This window comes from Variovorax sucrosi, from assembly GCF_051216635.1.
Taxonomy (GTDB): Bacteria; Pseudomonadota; Gammaproteobacteria; order Burkholderiales; family Burkholderiaceae_C; genus Variovorax.
On sequence record NZ_JBPJZU010000002.1, the window covers coordinates 548,154 to 574,520 of the forward strand.

Genomic DNA, 26,367 nt, shown 5'->3' on the forward strand with positions numbered 1-26,367 from the left:
GTGGTCTTTCTTTGGGCGTTCTTCAGGTTCAGCGGGGCATCGCGCGGGCGATGATCGAATCGAGGTCGGCACCGGTGCCGAGCGTGCCGAAGGCATGGCCCCAGTCGCCGTCCAGGCGCGAGGCGCAGAAGGCGTCGACCACAGCAGGTGGCGCGGTCTGCGCCAGCAAGGCGGCTTGCACCGCCAGCGCCACGTCCTGCGCGAGGCGGCGCGCCTCGGGCTCGGTGGCCATCGCCTCGATGCGCGACGGCAGCGCGTCGGCCAGCCGATCGAGCGCGGCATGCGCGCCGCGCGCGGGCGAGAGTTCTTCGGCGAGCGCAGCCACCACGTCGCCCTTGCGCGTGGCACGCAGCAGGTCGAGCGCCATGATGTTGCCGGCGCCTTCCCAGATCGAGTTGAGCGGCATCTCGCGGTAGATGCGTGCCATCACGCCTTCGCCGCCCTCCTCCACGTAGCCGTTGCCGCCCAGGCATTCCATCGCCTCCTGCGCAAAGTGGCTGCCGCGTTTGCAGATCCAGAACTTGGCGACCGGCGTGAGCAGCCGCGCCATGAGGCGCTCGTGCGCATCGTCGGGGCGGTCGAAGGCACGCGCCAGGCGAATGGCGAGCGCGGTGGCAGCTTCGCTCTCGAGCGCCAGATCGGCCAGCACGTTCTTCATCAGCGGCTGTGCGATCAGCGGTTTGCCGAAGGCGCTGCGCTGCGCCGTGTGGTTCAGCGCCAGGGCCAGCGCCTGGCGCATCAGCCCGCTGGTGCCGAGCGCGCAGTCGAGCCGTGTCATCGTGCCCATCTCGAGGATCTGCGGGATGCCGCGGCCCTCCTCGCCGATCAGCCAGGCGCCGGCGGCGTGGAACTCGACTTCCGAGCTCGCGTTGGCCCTGTTGCCCAGCTTGTCCTTCAGGCGCTGAATGCGGATCGCGTTGCGCGATCCATCGGGCAACACGCGCGGCAGGAAGAAGCAGCTGAGCCCGGCCGGCGCCTGCGCCAGCACCAGGAAGGCGTCGCACATCGGCGCCGAGAAGAACCACTTGTGGCCCGTCAGGACGTAGCGATCGCCCCAGGCGTCGCTGCCGTCGCGCACCGCTTGCGTGGTGTTGGCGCGGACGTCGGAACCGCCCTGCTTCTCGGTCATGCCCATGCCCATGGTCACACCGGGCTTGTCGCGCCACGGCAGCAACGCAGGGTCGTAGGCGTGGCTGGTGAGCTTCGGCCCCCAGTCCGCGTAGACCGCCGCATTGCCGCGCAGCGCTGGCGTGGCGGCATAGGTCATCGAGATCGGGCAGAGGATGGAGGGTTCGAGCTCGGTGAAGAGCATGAAACCGGCGGCGCGCTGCACGTGCGGCGAGGCACTCGCGCCTGCCCATGGCGTGCCGTGCAGGCCCGCACCGACCGCCCCCTTCATGAGCGCGTGGTAGCTCGGATGGAACTCCACCTCGTCAATGCGCCGCCCGAAGCGGTCGTGTGTGTGCAGCACCGGCGCGTGCACATTGGCCAGCCGCGCATGCGCCTGCATCTCGGGCGTGCCGACAGCGGCGCCCAACGCGTCGAGCGCACCCAGGTCGAGCTGCGGTGCGTTGAAGGCCAACGCATCGCGCAGCGCGTGGTTCGTGCGAAAGAGGTTGTAGCCCGCGAGCGGCGCAGGCTGGTTGAAGACCTCGTGCGCCGCGTCCATGGTGGGCCTCCGGTCGTTGCCGCTAGACCAGCTTCACCAATTGCTTGCCGAAGTTCTTGCCCTTCAGCAGACCGAGGAAGGCCTCGGGCGCCGACGCGATGCCCTCGGCCACCGACTCGCGCGGGCGCAGCTTGCCGCTGGCGACCAGGCCACCCAGTTCCTTCAGCGCCTCGGGCCACACATCCATGTGCTCGCTGACGATGAAGCCTTCGACCTTGAGGCGGTTGATCAGGATCAGCGCCGGGTTGGCCAGCGGCATCGGTGCGCCGTCGTAGCCGGCGATCATCCCGCACAGGGCGACGCGGGCGAAGGCGTTGGTGCGCAGCAGCACCGCGTCGAAAATGTAGCCGCCGACGTTCTCGAAGTAGCCGTCGATGCCCTTCGGGCAGGCATCCTTGAGCGCCTTGCTCATGGTCTTCACGTCCGGATGCGCGCGGTAGTCGATGCAGGCATCGAAGCCGAGCGCTTCCGTCACGTAGCGGCACTTGTCCGGGCCGCCCGCGATGCCGACGACGCGGCAGCCCCGTGCCTTGGCCAGGGCACCGAAGGCGCTGCCGACCGCGCCGCTGGCGGCCGTGACCACCACCGTATCGCCTTCCTTGGGCGCGATGATTTTCACCAGGCCGTACCAGGCGGTCACGCCCGGCATGCCGACCGCGCCAAGGTAATGCGACAGGGGCACGTGCGTGGTGTCGACCTTGCGCAGCGCGCCGACCTGGTTGCCATCGACCACGCTGTATTCCTGCCAGCCGCCGAAGCCGACCACCTGGTCGCCCACGGCGTACTTCGGATGTCTGCTCTCGACCACCACGCCGACGGTGCCGCCCTGCATCACTTCACCCAGCGGCTGCGGCTGTGCGTAGCTCTTGGCGTCGTTCATGCGGCCGCGCATGTACGGGTCGAGGCTCAGGTAGTGGTGGCGCACCAGCACCTGGTTCTCCTGCAGCGGCGGGGTCTCGGTGGTCACCAGCTCGAAGTTGCTGGCGACGGCCTCGCCCTCGGGACGGTTGGCCAGATGCTGCTGACGATTGGTAGGCATGGATGTCTCCGGTGCAGTAACGACGAAACGGCCGCACGCGGCGGCCGAGGTATCAGTCTGTCGAAGGCGGGCGCTGCGCGTTGGCGCTGGCCGGGCCCGTGGGCAGGCGGCGCGTCACGTACTTGAAGGTGCCGGTCGAATGAGCGCAGGCCTGCTCCTTCTCGTCGTAGATCGTCGCCTCGACGAAAGCCATGGTGGCGGTGCGGTGCATCAGCCGGCCACGGGCGTGCAGCGGCCCGACCGACGGGCGCATGAAGCTCGTCTTCATCTCGATGGTGACGACACCGGATTCCGGCGAGACGCTCCGCGCCGCAGCCGCCATCGCGATGTCGAGCAGCGTCATGCAGGCCCCGCCGTGCGTCACGTCGAAGGTGTTCAGGTGCTCGGGCTTGGCGGTGTAGAGGATCTCCGACTCGCCGCCCTCGAACTTCGTCAGCTCGAAGCCCAGATGCCGCGCGAACGGGATCTGGCTGGTGTACGAGCGGATGCTGACGTCGGACGTGGTCACACGCGCCTCCGTCACGCCAGCACCACGCTCACGCCGCCATCCACCGCCATCCACTGGCCGGTGATGTGCTTGCCGGCCGCGCTGGCGTAGAGCAGCGTCAGGCCCTTCATGTCTTCGTCGTCGCCCAGGCGGCCGAGCGGCACGGTGGCGGTCATCTTCTCTTCGCCGATGTTCTGGATCAGCTTGGTCGCCATCTTCGTCATGAAGAAGCCCGGGCAGATCGCGTTGACGTTGATGTTGTACTTGCCCCATTCGGCGGCCAGCGTCTTGGTGAAGCCGATCACCGCGGTCTTGGAGGTGTTGTAGGCCAGCGTCTGGATGTCGGGCGGGTTGCCGTTCAGGCCGGCGATCGAGGCGATGTTGATGATGCGCCCGGTTTTCTTCGGGATCATGTACTTGTTGGCCACCTGCTGCGACAGGATGAAGTAGCCGCGCACGTTGAGGTTCATCACCTTGTCCCAGGCCTCGACCGGGTGCGACTCGGCGGGGGCACCCCAGCTGGCGCCGGCGTTGTTCACCAGGATGTCGATGGCACCCATGCGTTCGAGCGTCTGGTCGGCCAGGCGGCGGGTTTCTTCTTCCTTCGAACAGTCGGCGGCGATCCAGCGTGCGTCGATGCCGGCCGCCTGCAGATCGCCGGTGGCCTGCTCCAGGTCGTCGGCCTTGCGCGAACTCAGCATGATGCGGGCGCCGGCCTCGCCGAGCGCGTGGGCCATCTGCAGGCCCAGGCCGCGCGAGCCGCCGGTGACGAGCGCGGTCTTGCCCTTGAGGTCGAAGAGTTGCTGGACGGTGCGTTGGCTCATGGACTCGGTTCCTCGGTCAGACGGCATAGTCGAAAACGCTGCGCGATGCGCGCGCCGGCAGCGTGGCCACCACTTCCTGGTGGCGCGGGTGAACGATGTACGCCTGCAGCGAGGCCGTGTCGTCGAACACCGAGTACAGCGCCACGTCGTGGTTGGCCTCCAGGCCGTCAGCCCGCACCGCCACCTCGAACTCGCGCATGCCGGGCACCAGGCCCTTGCAGGTGTCGAGGATTTCCTTGAAGCGCGGCGCCTCGGCGGCATCCGCCAGCTTCCACATCACGATGTGCTTGATCACTGCGGGTCGTCCTTGAAGCGCGAGCGCACATAGATCAGCACGATACCGACCGCCACCGCGATGGCGCCGGGCGTCGCGATGCTCCAGCCCAGCGCCGCGTCGATACGCGTCGTGCTGAAGCCCAGGACGAAGGTGAAGAGTCCACCGTAGATCAGGATCCAGATCCACTTCTCCAACCGCGCGTGCGGCTTGGGCGGCTCGGTCGAGCGTAGTTTTGGCATGTAGCTTCCGCTGTGCATTTCAGAATGCCTCCTCGGGCAGTTGGGCGCAGATCGGGTCGCGGGATGCGACCACAATGAGCCAAGCGCCGATCTTCGGCAACTCGTAGTGAAAGAAATAGCTGGCGGCCGCAAGCCGTCCGACAGTGGCCGGCGTCGCCGCCGCGGGGTCGCCCTGCAGGGAGCGATGCGCGACGTCGAGCCAGATCCACGCCAGCACGGTGTGGCCGAAAGCCTGCATATAGGGTACCGCGTTCGCGAGGGCCTCCTTCGGATCGCCGGTCGACCATGCCGCCCGCGTGGCCTCACCCACCTGCGCGAGCGCCTCGCCCAGCGCCTTCGCGTGGGCTGCGAGCGAGGGCGCGGCAGCGGCGCGGCGCGCCGTCTCGGCCATGCGCGCAGCCAGCAGCGTCAGGCCGCGGCCGTCTTCCATCAGCACCTTGCGGCCCAGCAGATCGGCCGCCTGGATGCCGTGCGTGCCCTCGTGGATCATGTTCAGGCGGTTGTCGCGCCAGTACTGCTCCACCGGGAAATCGCGCGTGTAGCCGTAGCCGCCGTGCACCTGGATCGCCAGCGAGTTCGCCTCCAGGCACCATTCGCTGGGCCAGCTCTTCGCAATGGGCGTGAGCACCTCCAGCAGCAGGCGCGCCTCGTCCGCGGCCTGCGCGTCGCCGGTCTTCTGTTCGTCGACCAGACGGGCGCAGTACAGCTGCAGCGCCAGTGAGCCTTCGCAGTACGCCTTCTGCGCCAGCAGCATGCGGCGCACGTCGGCGTGCTCGATGATGCGCACCTGCGGCTGGGCCGCATCCTTGCCCGCCGGGCCTGCGGGCCGGCCCTGGGGCCGCTGCCTGGCATAGGCCAGCGAGGCCTCGTAGCCCGCCATGCCGAGCATCGTGGCCGCCATGCCGATGGCGATACGCGCCTCGTTCATCATGTGGAACATGCAGTGCAGGCCCTTTCCGGGCTGCCCGACAAGGTAGCCAACGGCGCCTGCCTGCCCCCCCACCGGGTACTTGCCTTCACCGAAGTTCAGCAGCGTGTTGGTGGTGCCGCGCCAGCCCAGCTTGTGATTGAGACCTGCCAGCGCCACGTCGTTGCGCTCGCCGGTGAGCCGGCCCTGCGTGTCGACCATGCGCTTGGGCACGATGAACAGTGAGATGCCGCGCGTGCCGGGCACCAGCTTGCCCTCGGCGTCCGGGATCTTCGCGAGCACGATGTGCACGATGTTTTCGGTCAACTCGTGGTCGCCCGAAGAAATCCACATCTTGTTGCCGGTGAGCCGGTAGCGCGGGCCGAGCTCATCGTTCTGGAAGCCATCGCCATCAGGCACAGCGCGCGTGGCCACGTCGCTCAGCGACGAACCGGCCTGCGGCTCCGACAGACACATGGTGCCGGCCCAGCGCCCCGAGAACTCGTTGAGCGCGAACACCTCCTTCTGCAGCGTGGTGCCATGCACCATCAGCAGATTCGCGTTGCCGCTGGTCAGCATGTTCGAGCCGATGCTGACCGAGGCCTTGGCAAAGAAGGCATTGGCTGCCGCCTGCACCGTGTAGGGCAGCTGCATCCCGCCGATGTCGTAGTCTTGCGCCGCCGCGAGCATGCCCGATTCGACGAAGGCCGCATGCGCGTCGTGCGTGGCCTGCGGCAGCACGACCTTCTCGCCGTCGAAGTGCGGCTCCTGCGTGTCGACCGTGCGGTTGTGCGGCGCGTACTTCTCGCGCGCGATGCGCTCGCAGGTGTCGAGCACCGCATCGAAGGTTTCGCGCGAGTGGTCGGCGAAGCGCTCGCGCCCGTTCAGCGCGGCGGCGTCGAGCCAGTCGTACAAAAGGAAGTCGAGGGTCGGACGCAGGCTCATCGCAGCGCGATCAGATCACTTCGAACACACCGGCAGCCCCCATGCCACCGCCGATGCACATCGTGACCACCACCTTCTTCGCGCCGCGGCGCTTGCCTTCGATGAGCGCGTGACCAGTCAGGCGCTGACCGCTCACGCCGTAAGGGTGGCCCACCGCGATGGCGCCGCCGTCGACGTTCAGGCGATCAGCCGGAATGCCCAGCTTGTCGCGGCAATAGATCACCTGCACGGCGAAGGCTTCGTTCAATTCCCACAGGTCGATGTCGTTGACCGTGAGACCCAGCTTCTTGAGCACCTTCGGGATCGCGAAGACCGGGCCGATGCCCATCTCGTCGGGCTCGCAGCCCGCCACCGCGAAGCCGAGGAAGCGGCCCAGCGGCTTCAGGCCCTTGCGCTCGGCATAGCGCTCGTCGACCACCACGCAGGCACCGCCGCCGTCCGAGAACTGGCTGGCGTTGCCGGCCGAGATCAACCCGCCCGGGATGGCCGGGCGGATGCCGCTGATGCCTTCCTTGGTGGTGCCGGCGCGGATGCCCTCGTCGTTCTCGATGGTGACTTCCTTGGTACGCAGGCCCATCACCGGGTCGGCCACGCCGGCCAGCACGGTGATGGGTGCGATCTCGTCCTTGAACCGGCCCGCTTCCAGTGCGGCCGTGGCCCTCTGTTGGCTGGCGGCACCGTATTCGTCCATGGCATCGCGGCCGATGTGGTAGCGCTTCGCCACCTGCTCGGCGGTCTGCAGCATGTTCCAGTAGATCTCGGGCTTGTGCTTGACCAGCCACGGGTCCTGGATCATGTGGCGGTTGGCCTCGTTCTGCACGCACGAGATGCTCTCGACGCCACCGGCGACATACACATCGCCCTCGCCCGCGATGATGCGCTGCGCCGCGGTCGCGATGGTCTGCAGTCCCGACGAGCAGAAGCGGTTGATGGTCATGCCCGAGGTGGTGACGGGCAGGCCGGCGCGCAACGCAATCTGGCGCGCGATGTTCGAGCCGGTCGCGCCTTCCGGCGTGGCGCAGCCCATGATCACGTCGTCGACCTCGGCACCGTCGATGCCGGCACGCTGCACGGCGTGCTGCACCGCGTGGCCGCCGAGGGTGGCGCCGTGGGTCATGTTGAAGGCGCCCTTCCAGCTCTTGGCGAGGGGGGTGCGGGCGGTGGAAACGATGACGGCGTTGGTCATGTGCTAGTTCCTTGATGTGATGTGGGCGTTCAGGCTCAGCTGAACGACTTGCCTTCGGCCACCAGCTTCTGGATCAGCGGCGCCGGTTCCCAGAACTTGCCGTCGTCGTGCGGGTTCTTCGCGAATCGCTTCATGGCTTCGGCCACGTTGTACAGGCCGACCTGGCTCGCGTAGTGCATCGGCCCGCCGCGCCAGATCGGGAAGCCGTAGCCCGTGAGGTAGACCATGTCGATGTCGCCGGACTTGCTGGCGATGCCGTCTTCCAGGATGTGCGCGCCCTCGTTCACCAGCGCATAGACCAGCCGCTGCACGATCTCCTCATCGCTGATCTTGCGCGGCACGATGCCTTCGTCCTTGCGGTGCTGCTCGATCAGGTCGAGCACGACCTGGCTCGGAATCGCATCGCGCTTGCCGGCCTGGTAGTCGTACCAGCCCGCGCCGGTCTTCTGGCCGAAGCGGCCCAGCTCGCACAGCTTGTCGGCCGTGCGGCTGTACTTCATGTCGGCGCGCTCGGTGGCGCGGCGCTTGCGGATCGCCCAGCCGATGTCGTTGCCGGCCAGGTCGCCCATGCGGAAAGGCCCCATCGCGAAGCCGAACTTCTCGACGGCCTTGTCGACCTGCTGCGGCGTTGCGCCTTCGTCCAGCAGGAAGCCGGCCTGGCGGCTGTACTGTTCGATCATACGGTTGCCGATGAAGCCGTCGCACACGCCCGACACCACCGCCGTCTTCTTGATCTTCTTGGCCACGCCCATCACGGTGGCGAGCACGTCCTTGCCGGTCTTGGCACCGCGCACCACTTCCAGCAGCTTCATCACGTTGGCCGGGCTGAAGAAGTGCATGCCGACCACGTCCTGCGGGCGCTTGGTGAAGGCAGCGATCTTGTCGACGTCGAGCGTGGAGGTGTTAGACGCCAGGATGGCGCCGGGCTTGGCCACTTCGTCGAGCTGCTTGAAGACCTGCTCCTTCACGCCCAGTTCCTCGAACACCGCCTCGATGATCAGGTCGGCGTCCTTCAGGTCGGCATAGCTCAGCGTGGTCGTGAGCAGGGCCATGCGCTGCTCGTACTTGTCTTGCTTGAGCTTGCCCTTCTTGACCTGCGCCTCGTAGTTCTTCTGGATGGTGGCGATGCCGCGGTCGAGCGCCTCCTGCTTCATCTCGAGCATTTTCACCGGGATGCCGGCGTTCAGGAAGTTCATCGAGATGCCGCCGCCCATGGTGCCGGCGCCGATCACGGCGACCGACTTGATGTCACGCTTGGGCGTGTCGTCGGGCACGTCGGGAATCTTGCTGGCGGCACGCTCGGCCATGAAGAGGTGGCGCAACGCGATCGACTCGGGCGTGAACATCAGCATGGTGAAAAGGCGGCGCTCTTCGGCCATGCCGTCATCGAACTTCAGCTTGGTCGCGGCCTCGACCGCATCGACGCACTTCAGCGGCGCCGGGTAGTTCTTCGACATGCCGCCGACCATGTTGCGCGCAAACTGGAAGTAGGCATCGCCCTGCGGGTGCTGGCACGGCAGCTTGCGCACCAGCGGCAACGCATCGCCTCGCTTGCCGGTGACCGACTTGGCGTAGATCAGGGCTTCGTCGAACAGCGATTCGGCCGAGGCCGCGAGATGGTCGAACAGCTTCTGGCCGGGCAGCGCGGCGAGCACTTCGCTTTTCACCGCTTCGCCGCTGACGATCATGTTGAGCGCCGTTTCCACGCCGAGCAACCGTGGCAGGCGCTGCGTGCCACCGGCACCGGGCAAGAGCCCCAGCTTGACCTCTGGCAACGCAATGCTGGTGCCCGGCGCGGCCACGCGGTAATGGCATCCCATCGCCAGTTCCAGGCCGCCGCCCATGCACACCGAATGGATCGCCGCGACGATCGGTTTGGCCGATGCTTCGAGCGCGAGGATCACACTGAGCAGATTCGGGTCCTGGATGGCCTTGGGCGTGCCGAACTCCTTGATGTCCGCTCCGCCGGAGAAGGCCTTGCCCGCGCCGGTGATGATGATCGCCTTGACCGCGTCGTCGGCGTTCGCCTTGGCCAGACCGTCGGTGATGCCCACCCGCGTCGCGTAGCCGAGGCCATTGACCGGCGGGTTGGCCAGCGTGATCACGGCGATGTCGTCGAGCACCTTGTATTCAGCCGTCATGCTGCGTTCCTTCGAGTGAGAGTTGGGAGAGAGGAAGAACCGCGGAGCGCAGCACACCCGGCACGCTGCGCGCCGTACGCTGTGTCTCCGAAAAGAACGAGTGTTCTTTTTCTTCGAGAATTCTAGGCATTTCCTGCGACCGGGCAACGTCACGAAGTCGCTGGAGGGACAAAGCGCGGCACCGTTCTGTCACAGAACGTTCAGACCTCCAGCCACTCCTTGCGGGTGGCCACATCGGCACGCAGGCTGTCGGGCGTGCCGTCGAACACGATGCTGCCGTGGCCCATGACCAGCGCGCGGTCGGAGATCGCCATCGCGATGGTGAGCTTCTGCTCGATGAGCAGCACCGACACCCCACGATCCTTCAGGCGCTTCAGATATTGGCCGACCAGCTCGACGATCTTCGGCGCCAGCCCCTCGGTGGGCTCGTCGATGATGATCAGGTCGGGGTCGCCCATCAGCGTGCGGCACAGCGTCAGCATTTGCTGCTCGCCGCCGGAGAGCACGCCGGCCTCGTTGTGCTGACGCTCCTTGAGCCGCGGGAACATGGTGTACATGTCGTCGAAAGACCAGCGGCTATTCTTCGCTGCCACCTTGCCCTTCTGTCCGAGCAGCAGGTTCTGGTGCACGGTGAGCTTCGGGAAGATCTCGCGGTTCTCCGGCACGTAGCCGATGCCCAGATGCGCGATCTCGTAGGCCTTGCGGCGCAGGATGTCCTGCCCCTTCCAATGCAGCCCGCCCTCGGCATGCACCAGGCCCATGATGGCCTTGGCGGTGGTCGAGCGACCCGAGCCGTTGCGCCCCAGCAGCGCGACGATCTCGCCCGCACCGACCTCGAAAGACACGCCGTGCAACACATGGCTCTTGCCGTAGTAGGCGTGCAGGTCTTGAAGCTTCAGCATGTCAGTGGCCTCCTTGGGCATCGGCGACCGCGGAGCCGAGATACGCTTCCTGCACCCGTGGATTGGCGCGCACCGCGGCCGGCGTGTCGAAGGCGATCACCTCGCCGTACACCACCACAGCGATCCGGTCGGCCAGGCCGAACACCACGCCCATGTCGTGCTCCACCGTCAGCAGCGTGCGCCCCACCGTCACCTCCTTGATGAGCGCGATGAAGTGCGCCGTCTCGGTCTTGCTCATGCCCGCGGTCGGCTCGTCGAGCAGGATCACGTGGGCGCCACCGGCGATGGTCACGCCGATCTCCAGCGCACGCTGCTCGGCGTAGGTGAGGTTCACCGCCAGCACGTCGCGCTTGCGCTCCAGCCCGACCTGGCGGATGAGTTGCTCGGTGCGCTCGTTGGCGTCGTCCAGCTTCGAGAGAAAGCGCAGAAAGGTGTAGCGGTAGCCCAGGCTCCACAGCACGCCGCAGCGCAGGTTCTCGAACACGCTGAGCTTGGGGAAGATGTTGGTGATCTGGAAGCTGCGCGACAGGCCCAGCCGGTTGATCTCGTACGGCCGCAGGCCATTGACCAATTGGCCGTTGAGCAGCACCTCGCCGCTGGTCGGCGCCAGCCGCCCGCTGATGAGGTTGAACAACGTCGATTTGCCCGCCCCGTTCGGCCCGATGATGGCAATGCGCTCGCCCGCATTCACCGCCAGGTTGGCGCCGCGGATGATCTCGGTCTTGCCGAAATTCTTGCGCAGGTCTTTCAATTCGAGCGCGAAGGTCATGCCACGACCTCCCGCCGCTTGATCTCGCGTTCGATCTCTTCCTGCGCCTGCCCCCAGGCACGGACGAAGCGACGGCGCACGATCTCGAGCAAGCCACCGCCCACCACCATCAGCCCGATCGCGATCGCCCAGCTTGTCGGGTTGGACGTGTCGAGCGTCAGCCCGAAGAATTGCAGCGTCGGCCCGAGCGCGGCGTTGAGCTGCATGTGATAGATCATCTCGACCACGCCGGCCACACCCGCGACCAGCAAGGCACCCGTGGCGATCAACCCGGCGTACAGCGACCAGAAAGGCTTGAACCTGCCGAACTTGGCGACGCGCAGGTTCATCATGACCAGACTGGCCACGCCGCCCGGCGCGAACATCACCATGAAAAGGAAGACCAGGCCCAGGTACAGCAGCCAGGCCTTGCTCAGTTCGGACAGCAGGATCGACGCGAGCACCAGCAGCACTGCGCCGATGATCGGCCCGAAGAAGAAGGTTGCGCCACCCAGAAAGGTGAAGAGCAGGTAGCCGCCGGAGCGGATGCCGTTGAGGCTGTCGGCCGCGTTCACGATCTCGAAGTTGATTGACGCCAGCCCCCCGCCGATGCCGGCGAAGAAGCCCGCGATGATGAAGGCGAAGTAGCGCACCCGCTGGGTGTTGTAGCCGATGAATTCCACCCGCTCCGGGTTGTCGCGCACTGCGTTCAGGATGCGGCCGAGCGGCGTACCCGTGAAGGCATACATCAGCGCAGTGCAGACGAAGCAGTACACCGCGATCAGGTAGTACACCTGGACCTGCGGGCCGAAAGTGAAGCCCAGGAAAGGCGCGCCGTACACCCGGTTGGTGGTGATGCCGCCCTCGCCGCCGAAGAAGGTCGGGAACATCAGCGCCATCGAGGCGACGAGTTCGCCGATGCCCAGCGTGATCATCGCGAAGGTGGTGCCCGCCTTCTTGGTCGTCACGTAGCCGAAGAGGATGGCGAAGAACATGCCGCCCAGCCCGCCGACCAGCGGGATCAGCACCAGCGGCACCGGCAGGCTGCCCTTGGCCGCGAGATTCATCGTGTGGATCGCGATGAAGGAACCCAGCCCGGTGTAGACCGCATGCCCGAAGCTGAGCATCCCACCCTGCCCCAGCAGCATGTTGTAGCTCAGGCAGATGATGATGAGGTAGCCGATCTGAGAAAGCATGGTCAGCGCCAGGCTGCTGCGGAACAGCATCGGCGCCACGACGAGCGCAATGGCGAACAGCGACCAGATCAGCCAGCGGCCGATGTTCCAGGGCCGGAAGCGGTAGTAGCGCACAGGCGCCGACGCGGTCGAAGGGGTTGCGATGGCATTCATGTCAGTCTTCCCGCGTTCCCAACAGCCCCTTGGGGCGGAAGATCAGGATCAGCACGAGGAACAGGTACGGCAGGATGGGGGCCACCTGCGAGATGGTGAGCTTCATCAGCTCGTAGCCGAAGGTCTGGTCGGTGACAGCCATGCCCAAGCCCTGCAGTGCCGTGGCCAGTGAATAGTCCATGGCGACGGCGAAGGTCTGGATGATGCCGATCAGCAGCGACGCCAGGAAGGCGCCGGCCAGCGATCCCATGCCCCCCACCACGACCACCACGAAGATGATCGATCCGACCGAGGCGGCCATGGCCGGCTCGGTGACGTAGGTGTTACCGCCGATCACGCCGGCCAGCCCGGCCAGGGCCGCGCCGCCGCCGAACACCCCCATGAAGACGCGCGGCACGTTGTGGCCCAGCGCCTCGACCATCTCGGGGTGCTTCAGCGCCGCCTGGATCACCAGCCCGATGCGCGTGCGCGTGAGCAGCAGCCACACCGCCAACAGCATCAGCAGGGCCACCGCCATGATGAAGGATCGCGACTTGGGGAACTGGGTGCCGTAGAGCGTGAAGAGCGGACCCTGCAGTTGCGCCGGCAGGCCGTAGGGCACGGTGGAGCGCCCCCACAGCAACTGCACCACCTCCAGGACGAGGTAAGACAGGCCGAAGGTGACCAGCAACTCCGGCACATGGCCGAACTTGTGCACCCGCCGCAGGCTGTAGCGCTCGAATGCGGCACCGAGCACGAAGACCACCAGCGGCGCGAGCACCAGCGCCGGCCAGAAGCCCACCAGCCCCGAGATGGTGTACGCCAGGTAGGCCCCCAGCATGTAGAAGCTGGTGTGCGCGAAGTTCAGCACGCCCATCATGCTGAAGATCAGCGTGAGCCCGGAGCTGAGCATGAACAGCAGCAGCCCGTAGCTGACGCCGTTGAGCAGAGAGATGGCAAAGAATTCCACGTTCATCGACGTTCGATCATTTCCTGGGGCGGGTTGAAAACAAAAAGGCCCGCGTCACGACAGCGGGCCTTCGCGCTCTTGCGCTCGCGCGTGTCAGGGCCGCTTCATCTGGCAGGTGGTCGGCGTGCTCGCCACGTAGGCCTCGTAATACTTGACTGGCGCCAGCGTGTAGCCGGTGTTCTCCGGACTGTAGGGGTTCTTCGCGTCGGCCTTCTGCCATCGCGTGATGTAGAGCCCCTGCTGCAGTTGGTGGTCGGCCTTGCGCATCTCGACATCGCCATTGAAGCTCTTGAACTTCATGCCTTCCATCGCCGCTGCGACCTTCAGCGGTTCGGTCGACTTGGTGCGCACGAAAGCCTCGCTGAGCATCGCGTACACGGTATAGATGTCGGTCGTGTACATGTCGTCGTTGAAGCGCTTCTTGTACTCGGTCATCAGCGGCACCATGACGCCCGGGGCGTTGTAGTGGCTGTAGCCCACCTGGTAGACCTTGCCGTCCGACGCGGCGCCCATGGCCGTCGGCGTGCCGGTAGTCACGGCGTAATAGGTGTAGAACTTGACGTTCAGGCCCGAGTCGTTCGACGCCTTGATGAGCAGCGCCAAGTCGGAGCCCCAGTTGCCGGTGATCACCGTGTCGGCGCCCGACTGCTTGATCTTCGCGATGTAGGGTGCGAAGTCGCGCACCTGGGCCAGCGGGTGCAGGTCGTCACCGACGATCTCCACGTCGGGCCGCTTGACCTTGAGGTTTTCCTTGGCGAACTTCGAGACCTGCTGGCCGTGCGAGTAGTTCTGATTGATCAGGTACACCTTCTTGATGTCGGGCTGCTCCTTCATGAAGGTGGTCAGCGCCTCCATCTTCATCGAAGTGTCGGCGTCGAGCCGGAAGTGCCAGTAGCTGCACTTGCTGTTGGTCAGGTCGGGGTCGACCGCCGCATAGTTGATGTAGAGCACTTCCTTGCCCGGGTTGCGGGCGTTGTGCTTCTCGAGCGCGTCGATGATGGCCAGCGCCGGGCCGGAGCCGTTGCCCTGCACCACGTAGCGGGCACCCTGGTCCATGGCCGAACGCAACGCGCTGGTGGTTTCCTGCGGGCTCAGCTTGTTGTCGATGCCGATGATCTCGAACTTCACACCGGCGGCGTTCTTCTTGTTGAACTCCTCCGCCAGGAACTGGAAGGTCTTGAGCTGGTTCGTGCCCACTGCGGCCATGAGGCCCGACAACGGATCGAGCCAGGCGATCTTGACGGTTTCGCCGTTCTGGGCCCATGCGCCGGTCACGCTGGCGGCGATGAGCGAGGCGGCGAGAAACTTCACTCGGAATTGCATGTCTTGTCTCCTGAGTCGGTGGTCGACCGCGATCGAGATTACAAGTCTTTGAAGGCGGGCCGCTCAGGGATTGCCCGCAACGCTGCAGCGGCTGAGCCCCTTTCTATCGCGCGCGCGACAGTCGGCGGGCTGCGCGATCTACCGCCCGGTAGCAACTCGCGGCCGTGCCACCTCCTGTCGTCAGAGCCCCGGCAGCCGGTAGCCCTTGAACTGCTCACGCAGCTTGGTCTTCAGGATCTTGCCGGTGGCGCCGAGGGGGATCGCCTCGACGAAAAGCACGTCGTCGGGGATCTGCCACTTGGCCGTCTTGCCTTCGTAGAACTTCAGCAGCTCTTCGCGCGTGACCTCGGCACCCGGCCGTTTGACCACCGCCACCACCGGGCGTTCGTCCCACTTCGGGTGGGCCACGCCGATGCAGGCCGCCATCAGCACGGCCGGATGCGCCACCGCGATGTTCTCGATGTCGATGGAACTGATCCATTCGCCGCCGGACTTGATCACGTCCTTGCTGCGGTCGGTGATCTGCAGGAAGCCGTCGGCATCGATGGTCGCGACGTCGCCGGTCGGGAACCAGCCTTGGCCCTGCCCGTCGGGCACCAACGGGTCGCCGCCCTCGCCCTTGAAGTACTCCTTGACGATCCATGGTCCCTTGACGAGCAGGTCGCCGTAGGCCTTGCCGTCCCAGGGCAGTTCGGCGCCGTTGCCGTCGATGATCTTCATGTCGACGCCGAAGATGGCCCGGCCCTGCTTCTGCCGGATCGCATCCTGCGCATCGGCCGGCAGCGTCAGCTGCTTGTTCTTGAGCGTGCACAGGGTGCCGAGCGGGCTCATCTCCGTCATGCCCCAGGCGTGCAACACGTCCACGCCGTAGTCCTGCTGGAACGCGTGGATCATGGCCGGCGGGCAGGCCGAGCCACCGATCACCGTGCGCTTGAGCGTCGAGAAGCGCAGGCCGCCGGGCTTCATGTGCGTCAGCAGCATCTGCCAGACGGTCGGCACGCCGGCGGCGAAGGTCACGCCCTCGGCTTCGATCAGCTCGAACACCGACTTGCCGTCGAGCGCCGGGCCGGGGAAGACGAGCTTGCAGCCGGTCAGCGCGGCCGAGTATGGAATGCCCCATGCGTTGACGTGGAACATCGGCACGACCGGCAGCACCGAATCGCGCGCGGAGATGCTCATCACGTCGGGCAGCGCGGCGCCGTAGGCATGCAGCAGGGTCGATCGGTGGCTGTAGAGGGCAGCCTTCGGGTTGCCGGTGGTGCCGCTCGTGTAGCACATGCTCGAGGCCGAGTTCTCGTCGAAGCGCGGCCAGTCGTAGTCGGTCGACTGGACGCCCATCCAGGCTTCGTAGCTCAGCAGACCGGGGATGCCGCTGTCGGCCGGCAGCTTGTCGGCGTCGCACAGGGCAATCCACTTCTTCACCATCGGGCAGCGGGCGTGCACTGCCTGCACCAGCGGCAGGAAGTTGAGGTCGAAGCACAGGATCTGGTCTTCGGCGTGGTTCGCGATCCAGGCGATCTGGTCGGGGTGCAGCCGCGGGTTGATGGTGTGCAGCACCCGACCCGAGCCCGACACGCCGTAGTAAAGCTCGAGATGCCGGTAGCCGTTCCAGGCCAGCGTGGCGACGCGGTCGCTGAAGAGCAGGCTTTCGCCGTCGAGCGCGTTCGCCACCTGGCGGGCACGCCGCGACACGTCGGCCCAGGTGTAGCGATGGATGTCGCCCTCGACCCGCCGCGAGACGATTTCGCCGTCGCCGTGGTGGCGTTCGGCGAACTCGATCAGCGACGAGATCATCAGCGGTTGGTCTTGCATCAAACCCAGCATCGGGCGGCTCCTTGTTCCAGGGATCGGGGAAGAATTGCTGCGGAGTATTGCGCACCGCAGCATGCGACCGATGGGGGAATGCCCGTAGCGGGTCGCGCAGGTGGCTGCGCGGCCATGGCCTTCGTTGCATGGGGTTTCGAGCACTGCGGGACAATCGACCCATGAACTTGCTTGCGGACGACAGCAGCCTCGCGACGGCCACCGGCCTGCGCTGGACCGAGGGGTTCCACACGCTCGGGCCCGCCTTTTTCACCGAACTGCAACCCACCCCGCTGCCCGCACCGTATTGGGTCGGCCGCAGCGAGGCGGCGGCGCGCCTGCTGGGTCTCGATCCCGACTGGTTCCGTGCCGACGAGGCACTGGAAGTGCTGACCGGCAATGCGCTGCTGCCCGGCATGACGCCCCTGGCCAGCGTCTACAGCGGTCACCAGTTCGGCGTCTGGGCCGGGCAGCTCGGCGACGGCCGCGCCATCCTGCTGGGCGAAACCGATGCCGGGTTCGAGGTGCAGCTCAAGGGTGCGGGGCGAACGCCCTATTCCCGCATGGGCGACGGCCGGGCGGTGCTGCGATCGAGCATCCGCGAATTCCTCTGCAGCGAGGCGATGCACGGGCTGGGCATTCCGACCACCCGGGCGCTCGCCGTCACCGGCTCCGACCAGCGCGTGCGCCGCGAGGAACTGGAAACCGCAGCCGTCGTCACCCGCGTGGCACCGAGCTTCATCCGCTTCGGACACTTCGAGCACTTCGCCGCCAACGACCGCATCGACGAACTCCGCCAGCTGGCCGACCACGTCATCGACCGTCACTACCCGGCCTGCCGCACGACCGCGCGCTTCGGCGGCAACGCTTACGCGGCTTTTCTTGAAGCGGTGAGCGAGCGCACCGCCGCGCTGCTGGCGCAATGGCAGGCGGTCGGCTTCTGCCACGGCGTGATGAACACCGACAACATGAGCATCCTGGGGCTCACCATCGACTACGGCCCGTTCCAGTTCCTCGACGGCTTCGACCCCGGCCACATCTGCAACCACAGCGACACGGGCGGGCGCTATGCCTTCAACCAGCAGCCCAACGTGGCGTACTGGAACCTCTTCTGCCTGGCCCAGGCGCTGTTGCCGCTGATCGGCGAACAGGACATCGCCATCGCCGCGCTCGAGTCGTACAAGACGGCCTTTCCGCGCGAGTTCGACCGGCGCATGGGCCGCAAGCTGGGCCTGCCTTCGGCCGACGCCCAGGACCGCGGCCTGATCGACGACGTGCTGCGCCTGCTGGCCGCCGAACGCACCGACTGGACGATCTTCTGGCGCCGCCTGTCGGACGCGGTCGCGGGTGGGGACTTCGAGCCGGTGCGCGAACTGTTCATCGATCGCACCGGCATCGACGCCTGGTTGCTGGCCTTCGCCGAGCGGCGCGGCGCCATCGGCGCCGCCGAGTCGGCCGCGCTGATGCGCACGGCCAATCCGAAGTACGTGCTGCGGAACCACCTCGGGCAGGAGGCGATCGAAGCGGCGCAGCGCCAGGACTTCTCCAGCGTCGCGACCTTGCTGATGCTGCTCGAGTCCCCATGTGACGACCATGCCGGCCACGAGGCCTACGCCGGATTCCCGCCCGACTGGGCATCCACCATCGAAATCAGTTGCTCCTCATGACCCCCAAGATCCAGAAGACCGATGCCGAATGGAAGGCCGCCCTGGCCGAGAAGGGCGCCGAGCCCGTCGCCTTCGAAGTCACCCGCCATGCCGCCACCGAACGCCCCTTCACCGGCAAGTACGAAGCGCACTGGGAAGACGGCAGCTACCACTGCGTCTGCTGCGGCGCCAAGCTGTTCGAGTCGGGCACCAAGTTCGACGCCGGCTGCGGCTGGCCGAGCTTTTCCGAAGAGGCGGTACCCGGCGCCATCACCGACATCGTCGACCGTTCGCACGGCATGGTGCGCACCGAGAACGTCTGCACGAACTGCGGCGCGCACCTGGGACATGTGTTTCCGGACGGCCCGACGCCGACCGGGTTACGCTACTGCATGAATTCCGCGTCGCTCGCCTTCGAGCCGCAAAAGGACTGAGCGCAGCGCCCCGACATGAAACTGATCCTCGACTTCTTCCCGATCCTGCTGTTCTTCGGCGCCTACAAGCTGGCCGACATCTACATGGCGACCGCGGTGCTGATGGGCGCCACCGTGCTGCAGTCGGCGATCATCTATGCGATCGACCGCAAGCTGCCGACGATGCAGAAGGCGACGCTGGTGCTCATCCTGCTGTTCGGCAGCCTGACGCTGCTGCTGCACGACGACCGCTTCATCAAGTGGAAGCCGACGGTGCTCTACGGTGCCATGGCGATCGCGCTGACCGTCGCCCTGTGGGGCTTCCGGAAGAACTTCCTGCAGGTGATGCTCGGCGCGCAGCTGCAGTTGCCGCAGCGCATCTGGACCCACCTCACCATCGCCTGGATCGGCTATTGCCTGTTCATGTCGACCATCAACGCCTACGTGGCGCTGTACTTCAGCACCGAAGCCTGGGTGAACTTCAAGCTCTGGGGCTATGCCTTTCCGATCGTCTTCCTGATCGCGCAGGGGCTGTACATCTCGCCGCACCTGAAGTCCGAAGACACGCCCGCCGCATGACGCTGCACACTGCTGCCGAGCTGGACGCCGCGCTGCGCGAGAAGCTGCAGCCCACGCTGCTCGAAGTGATCGACGAAAGCGCCGCGCATGCAGGCCATGCGGGTGCCGGTGCCGAAGGCTACGGCACCCACTTCCGGGTCCGCATCGCCTCGCCGCTTTTCACCGGCCAGCCCCGCGTGGCGCGGCATCGGCTTGTGTATGATGCATTGCACTTTTTCATCGCCGACGGCGTCCATGCCATCGCCATCGAAACGCTCTGACTCCCTGCCCGTGTTCTGACTCCCTGCCCGTTCTGACTCCCTGCCGTCTTTCTCGTCCCTTTCACAGCAGCACGGCAGCGCCAGCGGCACCGATCTCGTCTTTCATCCTGCGCCTTTCGCGCCCTCACCCTGCGAGTCCTTAGGACCCCTCCCATGAAGCAACACACCCTGAAGACCCTGGCGGCCGCCGTCGTGCTGAGCGCTGCCTCCGCTGGCGCCTTCGCGCAGAACGTGGCGATCGTCAACGGCAAGGCCGTGCCCAAAGCCCGCATGGACGTGCTGGCCCAGCAGCTGGCCAGTGCCGGCCGCCCCGTCACCCCCGAAATGGAACCGCAGCTGCGCGAGGAAGTCATCGCACGCGAGGTCTTCATGCAGGAAGCCCAGAAGCAAGGCCTGGACGCGAGCGACGACTACCGCAGCCAGATCGAACTCGCGCGCCAGGCCATCCTGATTCGCACGCTGTTCGATAACTACCGCAAGACCAACCCGGTGACCGACGCCGACGTGCAGGCCGAGTACGACAAGTTCGTCGCTGCCAACGGCGGCAAGGAATACAAGGCCCGCCACATCCTGGTCGAGACCGAGGACCAGGCCAAGAAGATCCTGGCCGACCTCAAGAAGGGCGGCAAGTTCGAGGACATCGCCAAGAAGCAGAGCAAGGACCCGGGATCGGGCGCCAACGGCGGCGACCTCGACTGGGCCAACCCCGCGAGCTTCGTGCCCGAGTTCTCGCAAGCGATGATCAAGCTCAACAAGGGCGAGACCACGCCGGCGCCGGTGAAGTCGCAGTTCGGCTACCACATCATCCGCGTCGACGACATCCGCCAGGCGCAACTGCCGAAGCTGGAAGAAGTGAAGCCGCAGGTGACGCAGCAGCTGCAACAGCAGCGCCTGCAGAAGTACCAGGAAGAACTGCGCGCCAAGGCGAAGGTCGAGTAAACGACGCGCTCCTTTATGCGCAAAGGCGGCTCGATGCCGCCTTTTCTTTTATACCCACCCTTGGAGATGGAGAAGAGCGCATGACTCCGTTTCACCGCAGCCTGCGCCTCGCCCCACTGACAATCGGTCTGCTGGGTCTCCTCGCCCACGCCCAGCCGTCACCCTCGGCTGCGCGTTGGGAGCCGCTGGAAGCCATCCAGTTCGGACGCGACGTGCGCGGCATCCACGTCGATCGCAGCGGCCTGACCGAGGTGGAGAACCTGAACACCGACGACGACCGCGCCTACCCCGCCGTGCTGGTGCTGGTGGATCTGGCGAACGAACGCAGCGCCGGCATCCTCGGCAGCTACCGCTCTCTGGCGTACCTCGTCGCCATCGACTGCGCCGGGCGCCGCGCCCAGAACGTGCAGACGCGCTTCTACGCCCAGCACGGCGGCGTGGAGCGCTCCGCCATCATGGGCACCCTGTCGATGTGGAAGTGGGATCCGGCGCAATCGACCGATCCGCAGATGGCCCGGCCGCTGCTCGCGTGCTACTGCGGGACACGCTGATCGGAAACGGCCGGAGGCGCTTCAGCCCCAAACCACCGAGCGCATGGAGATCGATGCCGACTGGAAATCGGTGTTGAAGAAACGCGGCGCTTCCTTGCCGGCATCAACGGCCCCGGCGGCGTAGAGCAGCGGCAAGTAGTGCTCGTGTGTCGGATGAGCCTGCTGCGCCAGCGCACCCAGCGACTGGAAGCGCGGCAATGCGGCGTGGTCGCCCTTCTCCAGCTGGCCAGTCACGACGCGGTCGAACTCGTGCGCCCAGTCGTAGGCCTGGTTCGATGCCGTGCCGCGGCGGCTGACACGCAGGTTGTGAACCAGGTTTCCGCTGCCGACGATCAGCACGCCGCGTTCGCGCAGCGCCTTGAGTTGCTGGCCAAGCATGGCGTGCTCAGCCGGCGCACGGCTGTAGTCCATGCCGAGCTGGACCACCGGGGTTTGCGCCTTCGGAAACATGGGCTTGAGCACCGACCAGGTGCCGTGGTCGAAGCCCCATTCCTCACTGTCGATGCCGAGCGCCGCGCCGCTCATCGGCTGGCGCACCGCCTGGGCGATCTCCGCCGCCGCGGCGGGTGCACCGGGCGCAGGGAACTGCTGGTCGAACAGTTCCTGCGGGAACCCGCCGAAGTCGTGGATCGTCTTCGGCTTCGCCATGCCGGTGAGGAACCAGCCGCCGCGCGTGAGCCAGTGGGCCGATACGCACAAGATCAATTGCGGTGTCGGGTACTTCGTGCCGAACTCCGTACCCAGCGCCTGCCAGCTGCGTCGGTAGGCGTTGTCGCCGATCGCGTTCATCGGGCTGCCGTGGCCGAGAAAAAGCACCGGCATGCGCGGTGATTTCTTCAGCGCCCGGAAAGGCTCGGCCGCCAGCCCATCGGCCAGCGGAAGGACGGCGCCCAGGGCGCCCACGAAGTCACGGCGATTCAGCATGGTTCGATCATCGAGCACGCCGCATCTCCTCGCGGCGCAGGCGCCCGTGCCGGTTGCCAAAAGAGGTGCGCCAACGCACACGAAACGAGAGAAAACCCGGGCTGCGTCAGCCCACCCACTTGCGCGCATTGCGCCAGATCTGCATCCAGGGGCTGAAGTCGTTCTTGTCGCCCGAGGTCCAGCTCATCTGGATGTTGCGGAACACGCGCTCCGGGTGCGGCATCACGGCGGTGAAGCGGCCGTCGGCCGTGGTCACCGCCGTCAGCCCGCCGGCGCTGCCGTTCGGGTTGAACGGGTACTGCTCCGTCGGCTGGCCCTGGTGGTCGACGTAGCGCATCGCAGCGATGGCCTTGGTCGCATCGCCGCGGTGCTTGAAGTTGGCATAGCCCTCGCCATGCGCCACCGCGATCGGCAGGCGGCTGCCGGCCAGGCCGCCGAAGAAGAGGCTCGACGATTCGAGCACCTCGACCATCGCCAGGCGCGCCTCGAAGCGCTCGCTCTGGTTGGTGGTGAAGCGCGGCCAAGCCTCGGCGCCCGGGATGATGTCGGCCAGCTCGGCGAACATCTGGCAGCCGTTGCACACGCCCAGACCGAAGGTGTCGCCGCGGCCGAAGAAGGCCTGGAACTGCTCGGTGAGCTTCGGGTTGAAGGTGATGCTGCGCGCCCAGCCGATACCCGCGCCCAGCGTGTCGCCGTAGCTGAAGCCGCCGCAGGCGACCACGCCCTTGAAGTCGGCCAGGTCGGCACGGTCGGTCTGCAGGTCGGTCATGTGGACATCGTGCGCCTCGAAGCCGGCCTCTGTGAAGGCGTAGGCCATCTCGACGTGGGAATTGACGCCCTGCTCGCGGAGGATCGCAACCCTGGGCCGCGCCGCCAGATTGAGGAAGGGCGCGGTGATCGATGCATCGATGGCACCGGCCGCGAGCGCCACATGCGCGCCGGGGTCCTGCGGCACACCGGCCGCCGCGTGTTCCGCGTCGGCGCAGGCCGGGTTGTCACGCTCGCGGGCGATCTTCCAGCTGACCGAGTCCCACACCTGGTGCAGGTCGTGCAGGCTGGCGCTGAACACCGACTTGGCATCGCGCCAGACTTCGAGCTTGCCCTTGCCGACGTCCATGGTCGAGCTGTCGGGTCGCGTCTTGCCGACGAAGTGGCTGTGCGCGCTCAGGCCGTGTGCACGCAGCAGCTGCATGACATCGTTGCGGTCGGCGGTGCGCACCTGCAGCACCATGCCCAGCTCTTCGCTGAACAGCGCCTTGAGCGTGAGCTCTTCGCGCCGCGCGCTGACCTGCTGCGCCCAGTTCTTGGCGTCGCCGGTTTCCATGCGGCTGTCGGAAATGCCGTCGCCTTCGGTGACCAGCATGTCGACATTGAGCGCCACGCCGACGTGGCCGGCGAAGGCCATCTCGCAGGCGGTGGCGAACAGGCCGCCGTCGCTGCGGTCGTGCATCGCGAGGATCTTGCCGTCGGCGCGCAACGCGTTCACGGCCTTGACCAGGTTCACCAGGTCTTCGGGATGGTCGAGGTCGGGCACGCCGTCCTTCACGTTGCAGCCGCTCTGCCCCAGCGTCAGTGCCAGGATGCTGCCGGCCATGCGGTGCTGGCCGCGGCCCAGGTCGATGAGCACGAGCGTGGTGTCGGCCTCGTCTCTATCAAGCTGCGGCGTGAGCGTGCCGCGCACGTCGGCCAGCGTGGCGAACGCGGTGACGATCAGGCTCACCGGCGAGGTGACCTTCTTCTTTTCGTCGCCGTCCGACCACTGGGTGCGCATCGACAGCGAATCCTTGCCGACCGGGATCGAGATGCCCAGCGCCGGGCACAGTTCGAGGCCGACCGCCTTGACCGTCTCGTACAGCGCGGCGTCTTCGCCGGGTTCGCCGCAGGCCGCCATCCAGTTGGCCGACAGCTTGACGCGCGACAGCTCGATCGGTGCGGCCAACAGGTTGGTGATGGCTTCGGCCACCGCCATGCGACCGGATGCCGGCGCGTCGAGCGCGGCCAGCGGCGTGCGCTCGCCCATGCTCATCGCCTCGCCGGCGAAGCCGCTGTAGTCGGCCAGCGTGACGGCGCAATCGGCCACGGGCACCTGCCACGGGCCGACCATCTGGTCGCGGTGGCTCATGCCGCCGACGGTGCGGTCGCCGATGGTGATGAGGAAGCGCTTGGACGCGACGGTCGGGTGCGACAGCACGTCGATGGCCGCCTTCTGCAGCTCGACGCCGGTGAGGTCGAGCGGCTTGAACCGGCGCGCGACGGTCTTCACGTCGCGCAGCATCTTCGGCGGCTTGCCGAGCAGCACGTCCATCGGCATGTCGACGGGCTGCGCTTCGGCGCCTTCGTCGACCACGCGCAACTGGCGCTCTTCGGTCGCCACGCCGACCACGGCGAACGGGCAGCGCTCGCGCTCGCAGAAGGCCTTGAACTGGTCCAGCGATTCGGGCGCGATGGCCAGCACGTAGCGCTCCTGGCTTTCGTTGCACCAGATTTCCTTCGGCGCCATGCCCGATTCCTCGAGCGGCACGCCGCGCAGGTCGAAGCGCGCGCCGCGGCCGGCGTCGTTGGTCAGCTCGGGGAAGGCGTTCGACAGGCCGCCGGCGCCCACGTCGTGGATCGCGAGGATCGGGTTGGCCGCGCCCTGCTGCCAGCAGTGGTTGATGACCTCCTGCGCACGGCGTTCGATCTCGGGGTTGCCGCGCTGCACCGAGTCGAAGTCGAGCTCGGCCGCGTTGGCGCCGGTCGCCATCGAGCTGGCAGCGCTGCCGCCCATGCCGATGCGCATGCCGGGGCCGCCCAGCTGGATCAGCAGCGAGCCGGCGGGGAACAGGATTTTCTTCGTCTGGTCGGCATCGATGCTGCCCAGGCCGCCCGCGATCATGATGGGCTTGTGATAGCCGCGTTGCACGGTGTCGGCATCACTCGTGATCGCCTGCTCGTACTCGCGGAAGTAGCCCAGCAGGTTCGGCCGGCCGAATTCGTTGTTGAAGGCCGCGCCGCCCAGCGGGCCCTCGGTCATGATCTGCAAAGGGCTCGCGATGTGCGCGGGCTTGCCGTAGTGACCCTCTTCCGGCCAGAGCTTCGACACGGTGAAGCCCGTCAGCCCGGCCTTGGGCTTGGAGCCGCGGCCAGTCGCGCCCTCGTCGCGGATCTCGCCGCCGGCACCGGTCGAGGCGCCGGGGAATGGCGAGATGGCGGTCGGGTGGTTGTGCGTCTCGACCTTCATCAGCACATGGCTCAGCGCACGCTGCTTCTTGTAGCTTCCGCTGGCCCCGCCATCGGCCGCCACGAAGCGCTCGATCTGCGTGCCTTCCATGATCGACGCGTTGTCGGCGTAGGCGACGACGGTGTGCTGCGGGCTCAATTTCTCGGTGTTGCGGATCATGCCGAACAGGCTGATCGGCCGCTTCTCGCCGTCGATCACGAAGTCGGCATTGAAGATCTTGTGGCGGCAGTGCTCGCTGTTGGCCTGCGCGAACATCATCAGTTCGACGTCGCTGGGGTTGCGGCCGAGCCGGGTGAAGGCGTCGACCAGGTAGTCGATTTCGTCCTCCGCCAGCGCCAGGCCGAAGGTGCTGTTGGCGTCGACGAGGGCGGCGCGGCCACCGACCAGCACGTCGACCTGCGCCATCGGCTGGGCTTCCAGCTCGGCGAACAGCGCCGCGGCGCCGTCGATGCCAGGCAGCACCGACTCGGTCATGCGGTCGTGCAGCAGCGCCGCCACGGCCATCCGCTGGCCGCCATCGAGCGTCGGTGCCTTGCCAATGAGCGGCGTCTTCAAGTCCAGGTGGTACAGCGTGACGCGCTCGACCCGGCGCAGCGCCAGGCCACAGTTATGGGCAATGTCGGTGGCTTTCGACGCCCACGGCGACACGGTGCCCAGGCGCGGCGTGACGATGATCTCCGTCGATGCCTTGGGCGCCTCGAAGGGCTCGCCGTAGGTCAGGAGTGCGGCGAAGCGCTCGCGGGCCGCGGTGTCGGGCGCCGCATCGGTCACGACCAGGTGCACGAAGCGCGCCGAGATCGCGCCGATCTTCGGCTCGATGGCCTGCAGTTTCGGCAGCAGCTGGCGCGCGCGGAAGTCGCTGAGCGCGCTGCCGCCCTCGAACACGGTCACGACGGGTTGGGCGGTGTGGGATGGCTGCGTCACGGTCGGAGGGGCTGGCGGGGCCAGCTGGCTGGTGGTGGTGAATGAAGAAGACACGCTGGCGGGCCGCTGACTGGGGCCCTCCGTGGAAACCCGGCATTTTAGGCGACCGGGGACCGCCCGAGA

General features: G+C 66.7%; 23 protein-coding genes. 6 read left to right on the forward strand and 17 right to left on the reverse strand.

The annotated features are described in order from the left end of the window. Window positions 1–28 precede the first annotated feature (28 nt). The 15 genes from ACSFBE_RS05630 to ACSFBE_RS05700 form a co-directional block, all read right to left on the reverse strand. Window positions 29–1,669 carry an isovaleryl-CoA dehydrogenase gene (locus tag ACSFBE_RS05630; protein WP_435489392.1) on the reverse strand — a complete coding sequence of 547 codons (1,641 nt, stop codon included), beginning with the start codon at window positions 1,667–1,669 and terminating at the stop codon, window positions 29–31. Window positions 1,670–1,691: 22 nt separating this feature from the next. Beyond that, window positions 1,692–2,708 (reverse strand): NADP-dependent oxidoreductase, encoded by a 1,017-nt coding sequence (locus tag ACSFBE_RS05635; protein WP_435489393.1) that lies wholly within the window; start codon window positions 2,706–2,708, stop codon window positions 1,692–1,694. A gap of 52 nt (window positions 2,709–2,760) precedes the next feature. Then, window positions 2,761–3,216 (reverse strand): PaaI family thioesterase, encoded by a 456-nt coding sequence (locus ACSFBE_RS05640; RefSeq protein WP_435489394.1) that lies wholly within the window; start codon window positions 3,214–3,216, stop codon window positions 2,761–2,763. Window positions 3,217–3,227: 11 nt separating this feature from the next. Continuing rightward, window positions 3,228–4,019, reverse strand: a complete 792-nt coding sequence (locus ACSFBE_RS05645) for an SDR family oxidoreductase (protein ID WP_435489395.1) — start codon at window positions 4,017–4,019, stop codon at window positions 3,228–3,230. A gap of 16 nt (window positions 4,020–4,035) precedes the next feature. Continuing rightward, a complete protein-coding gene (locus ACSFBE_RS05650; protein ID WP_435489396.1) occupies window positions 4,036–4,314 on the reverse strand; it encodes a Dabb family protein in 279 nt (92 codons plus the stop codon). Continuing rightward, window positions 4,311–4,535 (reverse strand): hypothetical protein, encoded by a 225-nt coding sequence (locus ACSFBE_RS05655; protein ID WP_435489397.1) that lies wholly within the window; start codon window positions 4,533–4,535, stop codon window positions 4,311–4,313. Before ACSFBE_RS05655 ends, ACSFBE_RS05650 begins: the two co-directional genes overlap by 4 nt. Before the next feature lie 19 nt (window positions 4,536–4,554). Beyond that, window positions 4,555–6,387 (reverse strand): acyl-CoA dehydrogenase, encoded by a 1,833-nt coding sequence (locus tag ACSFBE_RS05660; RefSeq protein WP_435489398.1) that lies wholly within the window; start codon window positions 6,385–6,387, stop codon window positions 4,555–4,557. Window positions 6,388–6,397: 10 nt separating this feature from the next. Next, window positions 6,398–7,573 (reverse strand): acetyl-CoA C-acyltransferase, encoded by a 1,176-nt coding sequence (locus ACSFBE_RS05665; protein ID WP_435489399.1) that lies wholly within the window; start codon window positions 7,571–7,573, stop codon window positions 6,398–6,400. Window positions 7,574–7,608: 35 nt separating this feature from the next. Next, entirely contained in the window at window positions 7,609–9,714 is a 2,106-nt protein-coding gene (locus ACSFBE_RS05670) for a 3-hydroxyacyl-CoA dehydrogenase NAD-binding domain-containing protein (RefSeq protein WP_435489400.1), read from the reverse strand. A 200-nt stretch (window positions 9,715–9,914) separates the two neighbouring features. After that, on the reverse strand, window positions 9,915–10,616 hold the full coding sequence (locus ACSFBE_RS05675; RefSeq protein WP_435489401.1) for an ABC transporter ATP-binding protein: 702 nt from the start codon (window positions 10,614–10,616) through the stop codon (window positions 9,915–9,917). 1 nt (window position 10,617) lies between these two features. Then, window positions 10,618–11,385 (reverse strand): ABC transporter ATP-binding protein, encoded by a 768-nt coding sequence (locus tag ACSFBE_RS05680; protein ID WP_435489402.1) that lies wholly within the window; start codon window positions 11,383–11,385, stop codon window positions 10,618–10,620. Next, window positions 11,382–12,713 (reverse strand): branched-chain amino acid ABC transporter permease, encoded by a 1,332-nt coding sequence (locus ACSFBE_RS05685; RefSeq protein ID WP_435489403.1) that lies wholly within the window; start codon window positions 12,711–12,713, stop codon window positions 11,382–11,384. Before ACSFBE_RS05685 ends, ACSFBE_RS05680 begins: the two co-directional genes overlap by 4 nt. Window position 12,714: 1 nt before the next feature. Beyond that, window positions 12,715–13,668, reverse strand: a complete 954-nt coding sequence (locus ACSFBE_RS05690) for a branched-chain amino acid ABC transporter permease (protein ID WP_435489404.1) — start codon at window positions 13,666–13,668, stop codon at window positions 12,715–12,717. Between the two features lie 87 nt (window positions 13,669–13,755). Next, window positions 13,756–14,985: a branched-chain amino acid ABC transporter substrate-binding protein gene (locus ACSFBE_RS05695; protein WP_435489405.1), complete on the reverse strand. Its 1,230-nt coding sequence runs from the start codon at window positions 14,983–14,985 to the stop codon at window positions 13,756–13,758. A 180-nt stretch (window positions 14,986–15,165) separates the two neighbouring features. Continuing rightward, a complete protein-coding gene (locus ACSFBE_RS05700; RefSeq protein ID WP_435489406.1) occupies window positions 15,166–16,809 on the reverse strand; it encodes a 3-(methylthio)propionyl-CoA ligase in 1,644 nt (547 codons plus the stop codon). 161 nt (window positions 16,810–16,970) lie between these two features. Here ACSFBE_RS05700 and ACSFBE_RS05705 point away from each other — a divergent pair, with 161 nt between their 5' ends. The 6 genes from ACSFBE_RS05705 (at window position 16,971) to ACSFBE_RS05730 (ending at window position 21,176) form a co-directional block, all read left to right on the forward strand. Continuing rightward, window positions 16,971–18,455 (forward strand): protein adenylyltransferase SelO, encoded by a 1,485-nt coding sequence (locus ACSFBE_RS05705; RefSeq protein ID WP_435489407.1) that lies wholly within the window; start codon window positions 16,971–16,973, stop codon window positions 18,453–18,455. Then, window positions 18,452–18,868, forward strand: coding sequence for a peptide-methionine (R)-S-oxide reductase MsrB (gene msrB / locus ACSFBE_RS05710; protein ID WP_435489408.1), 417 nt, complete (start codon window positions 18,452–18,454; stop codon window positions 18,866–18,868). Before ACSFBE_RS05705 ends, msrB begins: the two co-directional genes overlap by 4 nt. A 15-nt stretch (window positions 18,869–18,883) precedes the next feature. After that, complete coding sequence (locus ACSFBE_RS05715) at window positions 18,884–19,426, forward strand: septation protein A (protein ID WP_435489409.1); 543 nt, start codon at window positions 18,884–18,886, stop codon at window positions 19,424–19,426. Continuing rightward, window positions 19,423–19,686 (forward strand): BolA family protein, encoded by a 264-nt coding sequence (locus ACSFBE_RS05720; RefSeq protein WP_435489410.1) that lies wholly within the window; start codon window positions 19,423–19,425, stop codon window positions 19,684–19,686. The genes ACSFBE_RS05715 and ACSFBE_RS05720 overlap by 4 nt, the downstream gene beginning before the upstream one ends. Window positions 19,687–19,839: 153 nt before the next feature. Further along, entirely contained in the window at window positions 19,840–20,625 is a 786-nt protein-coding gene (locus ACSFBE_RS05725; protein WP_435489411.1) for a foldase protein PrsA, read from the forward strand. A gap of 80 nt (window positions 20,626–20,705) precedes the next feature. Next, window positions 20,706–21,176: a hypothetical protein gene (locus tag ACSFBE_RS05730; protein WP_435489412.1), complete on the forward strand. Its 471-nt coding sequence runs from the start codon at window positions 20,706–20,708 to the stop codon at window positions 21,174–21,176. 21 nt (window positions 21,177–21,197) lie between these two features. Here ACSFBE_RS05730 and ygiD read toward each other — a convergent pair whose 3' ends face one another. Continuing rightward, on the reverse strand, window positions 21,198–22,100 hold the full coding sequence (gene ygiD / locus ACSFBE_RS05735; protein WP_475539660.1) for a 4,5-DOPA-extradiol-dioxygenase: 903 nt from the start codon (window positions 22,098–22,100) through the stop codon (window positions 21,198–21,200). Window positions 22,101–22,206: 106 nt separating this feature from the next. Beyond that, on the reverse strand, window positions 22,207–26,244 hold the full coding sequence (gene purL / locus ACSFBE_RS05740; protein ID WP_435489413.1) for a phosphoribosylformylglycinamidine synthase: 4,038 nt from the start codon (window positions 26,242–26,244) through the stop codon (window positions 22,207–22,209). Between the last annotated feature and the right edge of the window lie 123 nt (window positions 26,245–26,367).

Excerpts from the sequence above, each read along its gene's own strand:
- ACSFBE_RS05720 (WP_435489410.1), top strand. The coding sequence starts at position 19,423 with ATGACGCTGCACACTGCTGCCGAGCTGGACGCCGCGCTGCGCGAGAAG.
- ACSFBE_RS05635 (WP_435489393.1), bottom strand. The coding sequence starts at position 2,708 with ATGCCTACCAATCGTCAGCAGCATCTGGCCAACCGTCCCGAGGGCGAG.
- ACSFBE_RS05655 (WP_435489397.1), bottom strand. The coding sequence starts at position 4,535 with ATGCCAAAACTACGCTCGACCGAGCCGCCCAAGCCGCACGCGCGGTTG.
- ACSFBE_RS05715 (WP_435489409.1), top strand. The coding sequence starts at position 18,884 with ATGAAACTGATCCTCGACTTCTTCCCGATCCTGCTGTTCTTCGGCGCC.
- ACSFBE_RS05690 (WP_435489404.1), bottom strand. The coding sequence starts at position 13,668 with ATGAACGTGGAATTCTTTGCCATCTCTCTGCTCAACGGCGTCAGCTAC.
- ygiD (WP_475539660.1), bottom strand. The coding sequence starts at position 22,100 with ATGCTGAATCGCCGTGACTTCGTGGGCGCCCTGGGCGCCGTCCTTCCG.
- ACSFBE_RS05630 (WP_435489392.1), bottom strand. The coding sequence starts at position 1,669 with ATGGACGCGGCGCACGAGGTCTTCAACCAGCCTGCGCCGCTCGCGGGC.
- ACSFBE_RS05695 (WP_435489405.1), bottom strand. The coding sequence starts at position 14,985 with ATGCAATTCCGAGTGAAGTTTCTCGCCGCCTCGCTCATCGCCGCCAGC.
- ACSFBE_RS05675 (WP_435489401.1), bottom strand. The coding sequence starts at position 10,616 with ATGCTGAAGCTTCAAGACCTGCACGCCTACTACGGCAAGAGCCATGTG.
- ACSFBE_RS05680 (WP_435489402.1), bottom strand. The coding sequence starts at position 11,385 with ATGACCTTCGCGCTCGAATTGAAAGACCTGCGCAAGAATTTCGGCAAG.
- ACSFBE_RS05670 (WP_435489400.1), bottom strand. The coding sequence starts at position 9,714 with ATGACGGCTGAATACAAGGTGCTCGACGACATCGCCGTGATCACGCTG.
- ACSFBE_RS05725 (WP_435489411.1), top strand. The coding sequence starts at position 19,840 with ATGAAGCAACACACCCTGAAGACCCTGGCGGCCGCCGTCGTGCTGAGC.
- ACSFBE_RS05685 (WP_435489403.1), bottom strand. The coding sequence starts at position 12,713 with ATGAATGCCATCGCAACCCCTTCGACCGCGTCGGCGCCTGTGCGCTAC.
- ACSFBE_RS05660 (WP_435489398.1), bottom strand. The coding sequence starts at position 6,387 with ATGAGCCTGCGTCCGACCCTCGACTTCCTTTTGTACGACTGGCTCGAC.
- ACSFBE_RS05665 (WP_435489399.1), bottom strand. The coding sequence starts at position 7,573 with ATGACCAACGCCGTCATCGTTTCCACCGCCCGCACCCCCCTCGCCAAG.
- ACSFBE_RS05730 (WP_435489412.1), top strand. The coding sequence starts at position 20,706 with ATGACTCCGTTTCACCGCAGCCTGCGCCTCGCCCCACTGACAATCGGT.
- ACSFBE_RS05705 (WP_435489407.1), top strand. The coding sequence starts at position 16,971 with ATGAACTTGCTTGCGGACGACAGCAGCCTCGCGACGGCCACCGGCCTG.
- ACSFBE_RS05700 (WP_435489406.1), bottom strand. The coding sequence starts at position 16,809 with ATGCTGGGTTTGATGCAAGACCAACCGCTGATGATCTCGTCGCTGATC.
- ACSFBE_RS05645 (WP_435489395.1), bottom strand. The coding sequence starts at position 4,019 with ATGAGCCAACGCACCGTCCAGCAACTCTTCGACCTCAAGGGCAAGACC.
- msrB (WP_435489408.1), top strand. The coding sequence starts at position 18,452 with ATGACCCCCAAGATCCAGAAGACCGATGCCGAATGGAAGGCCGCCCTG.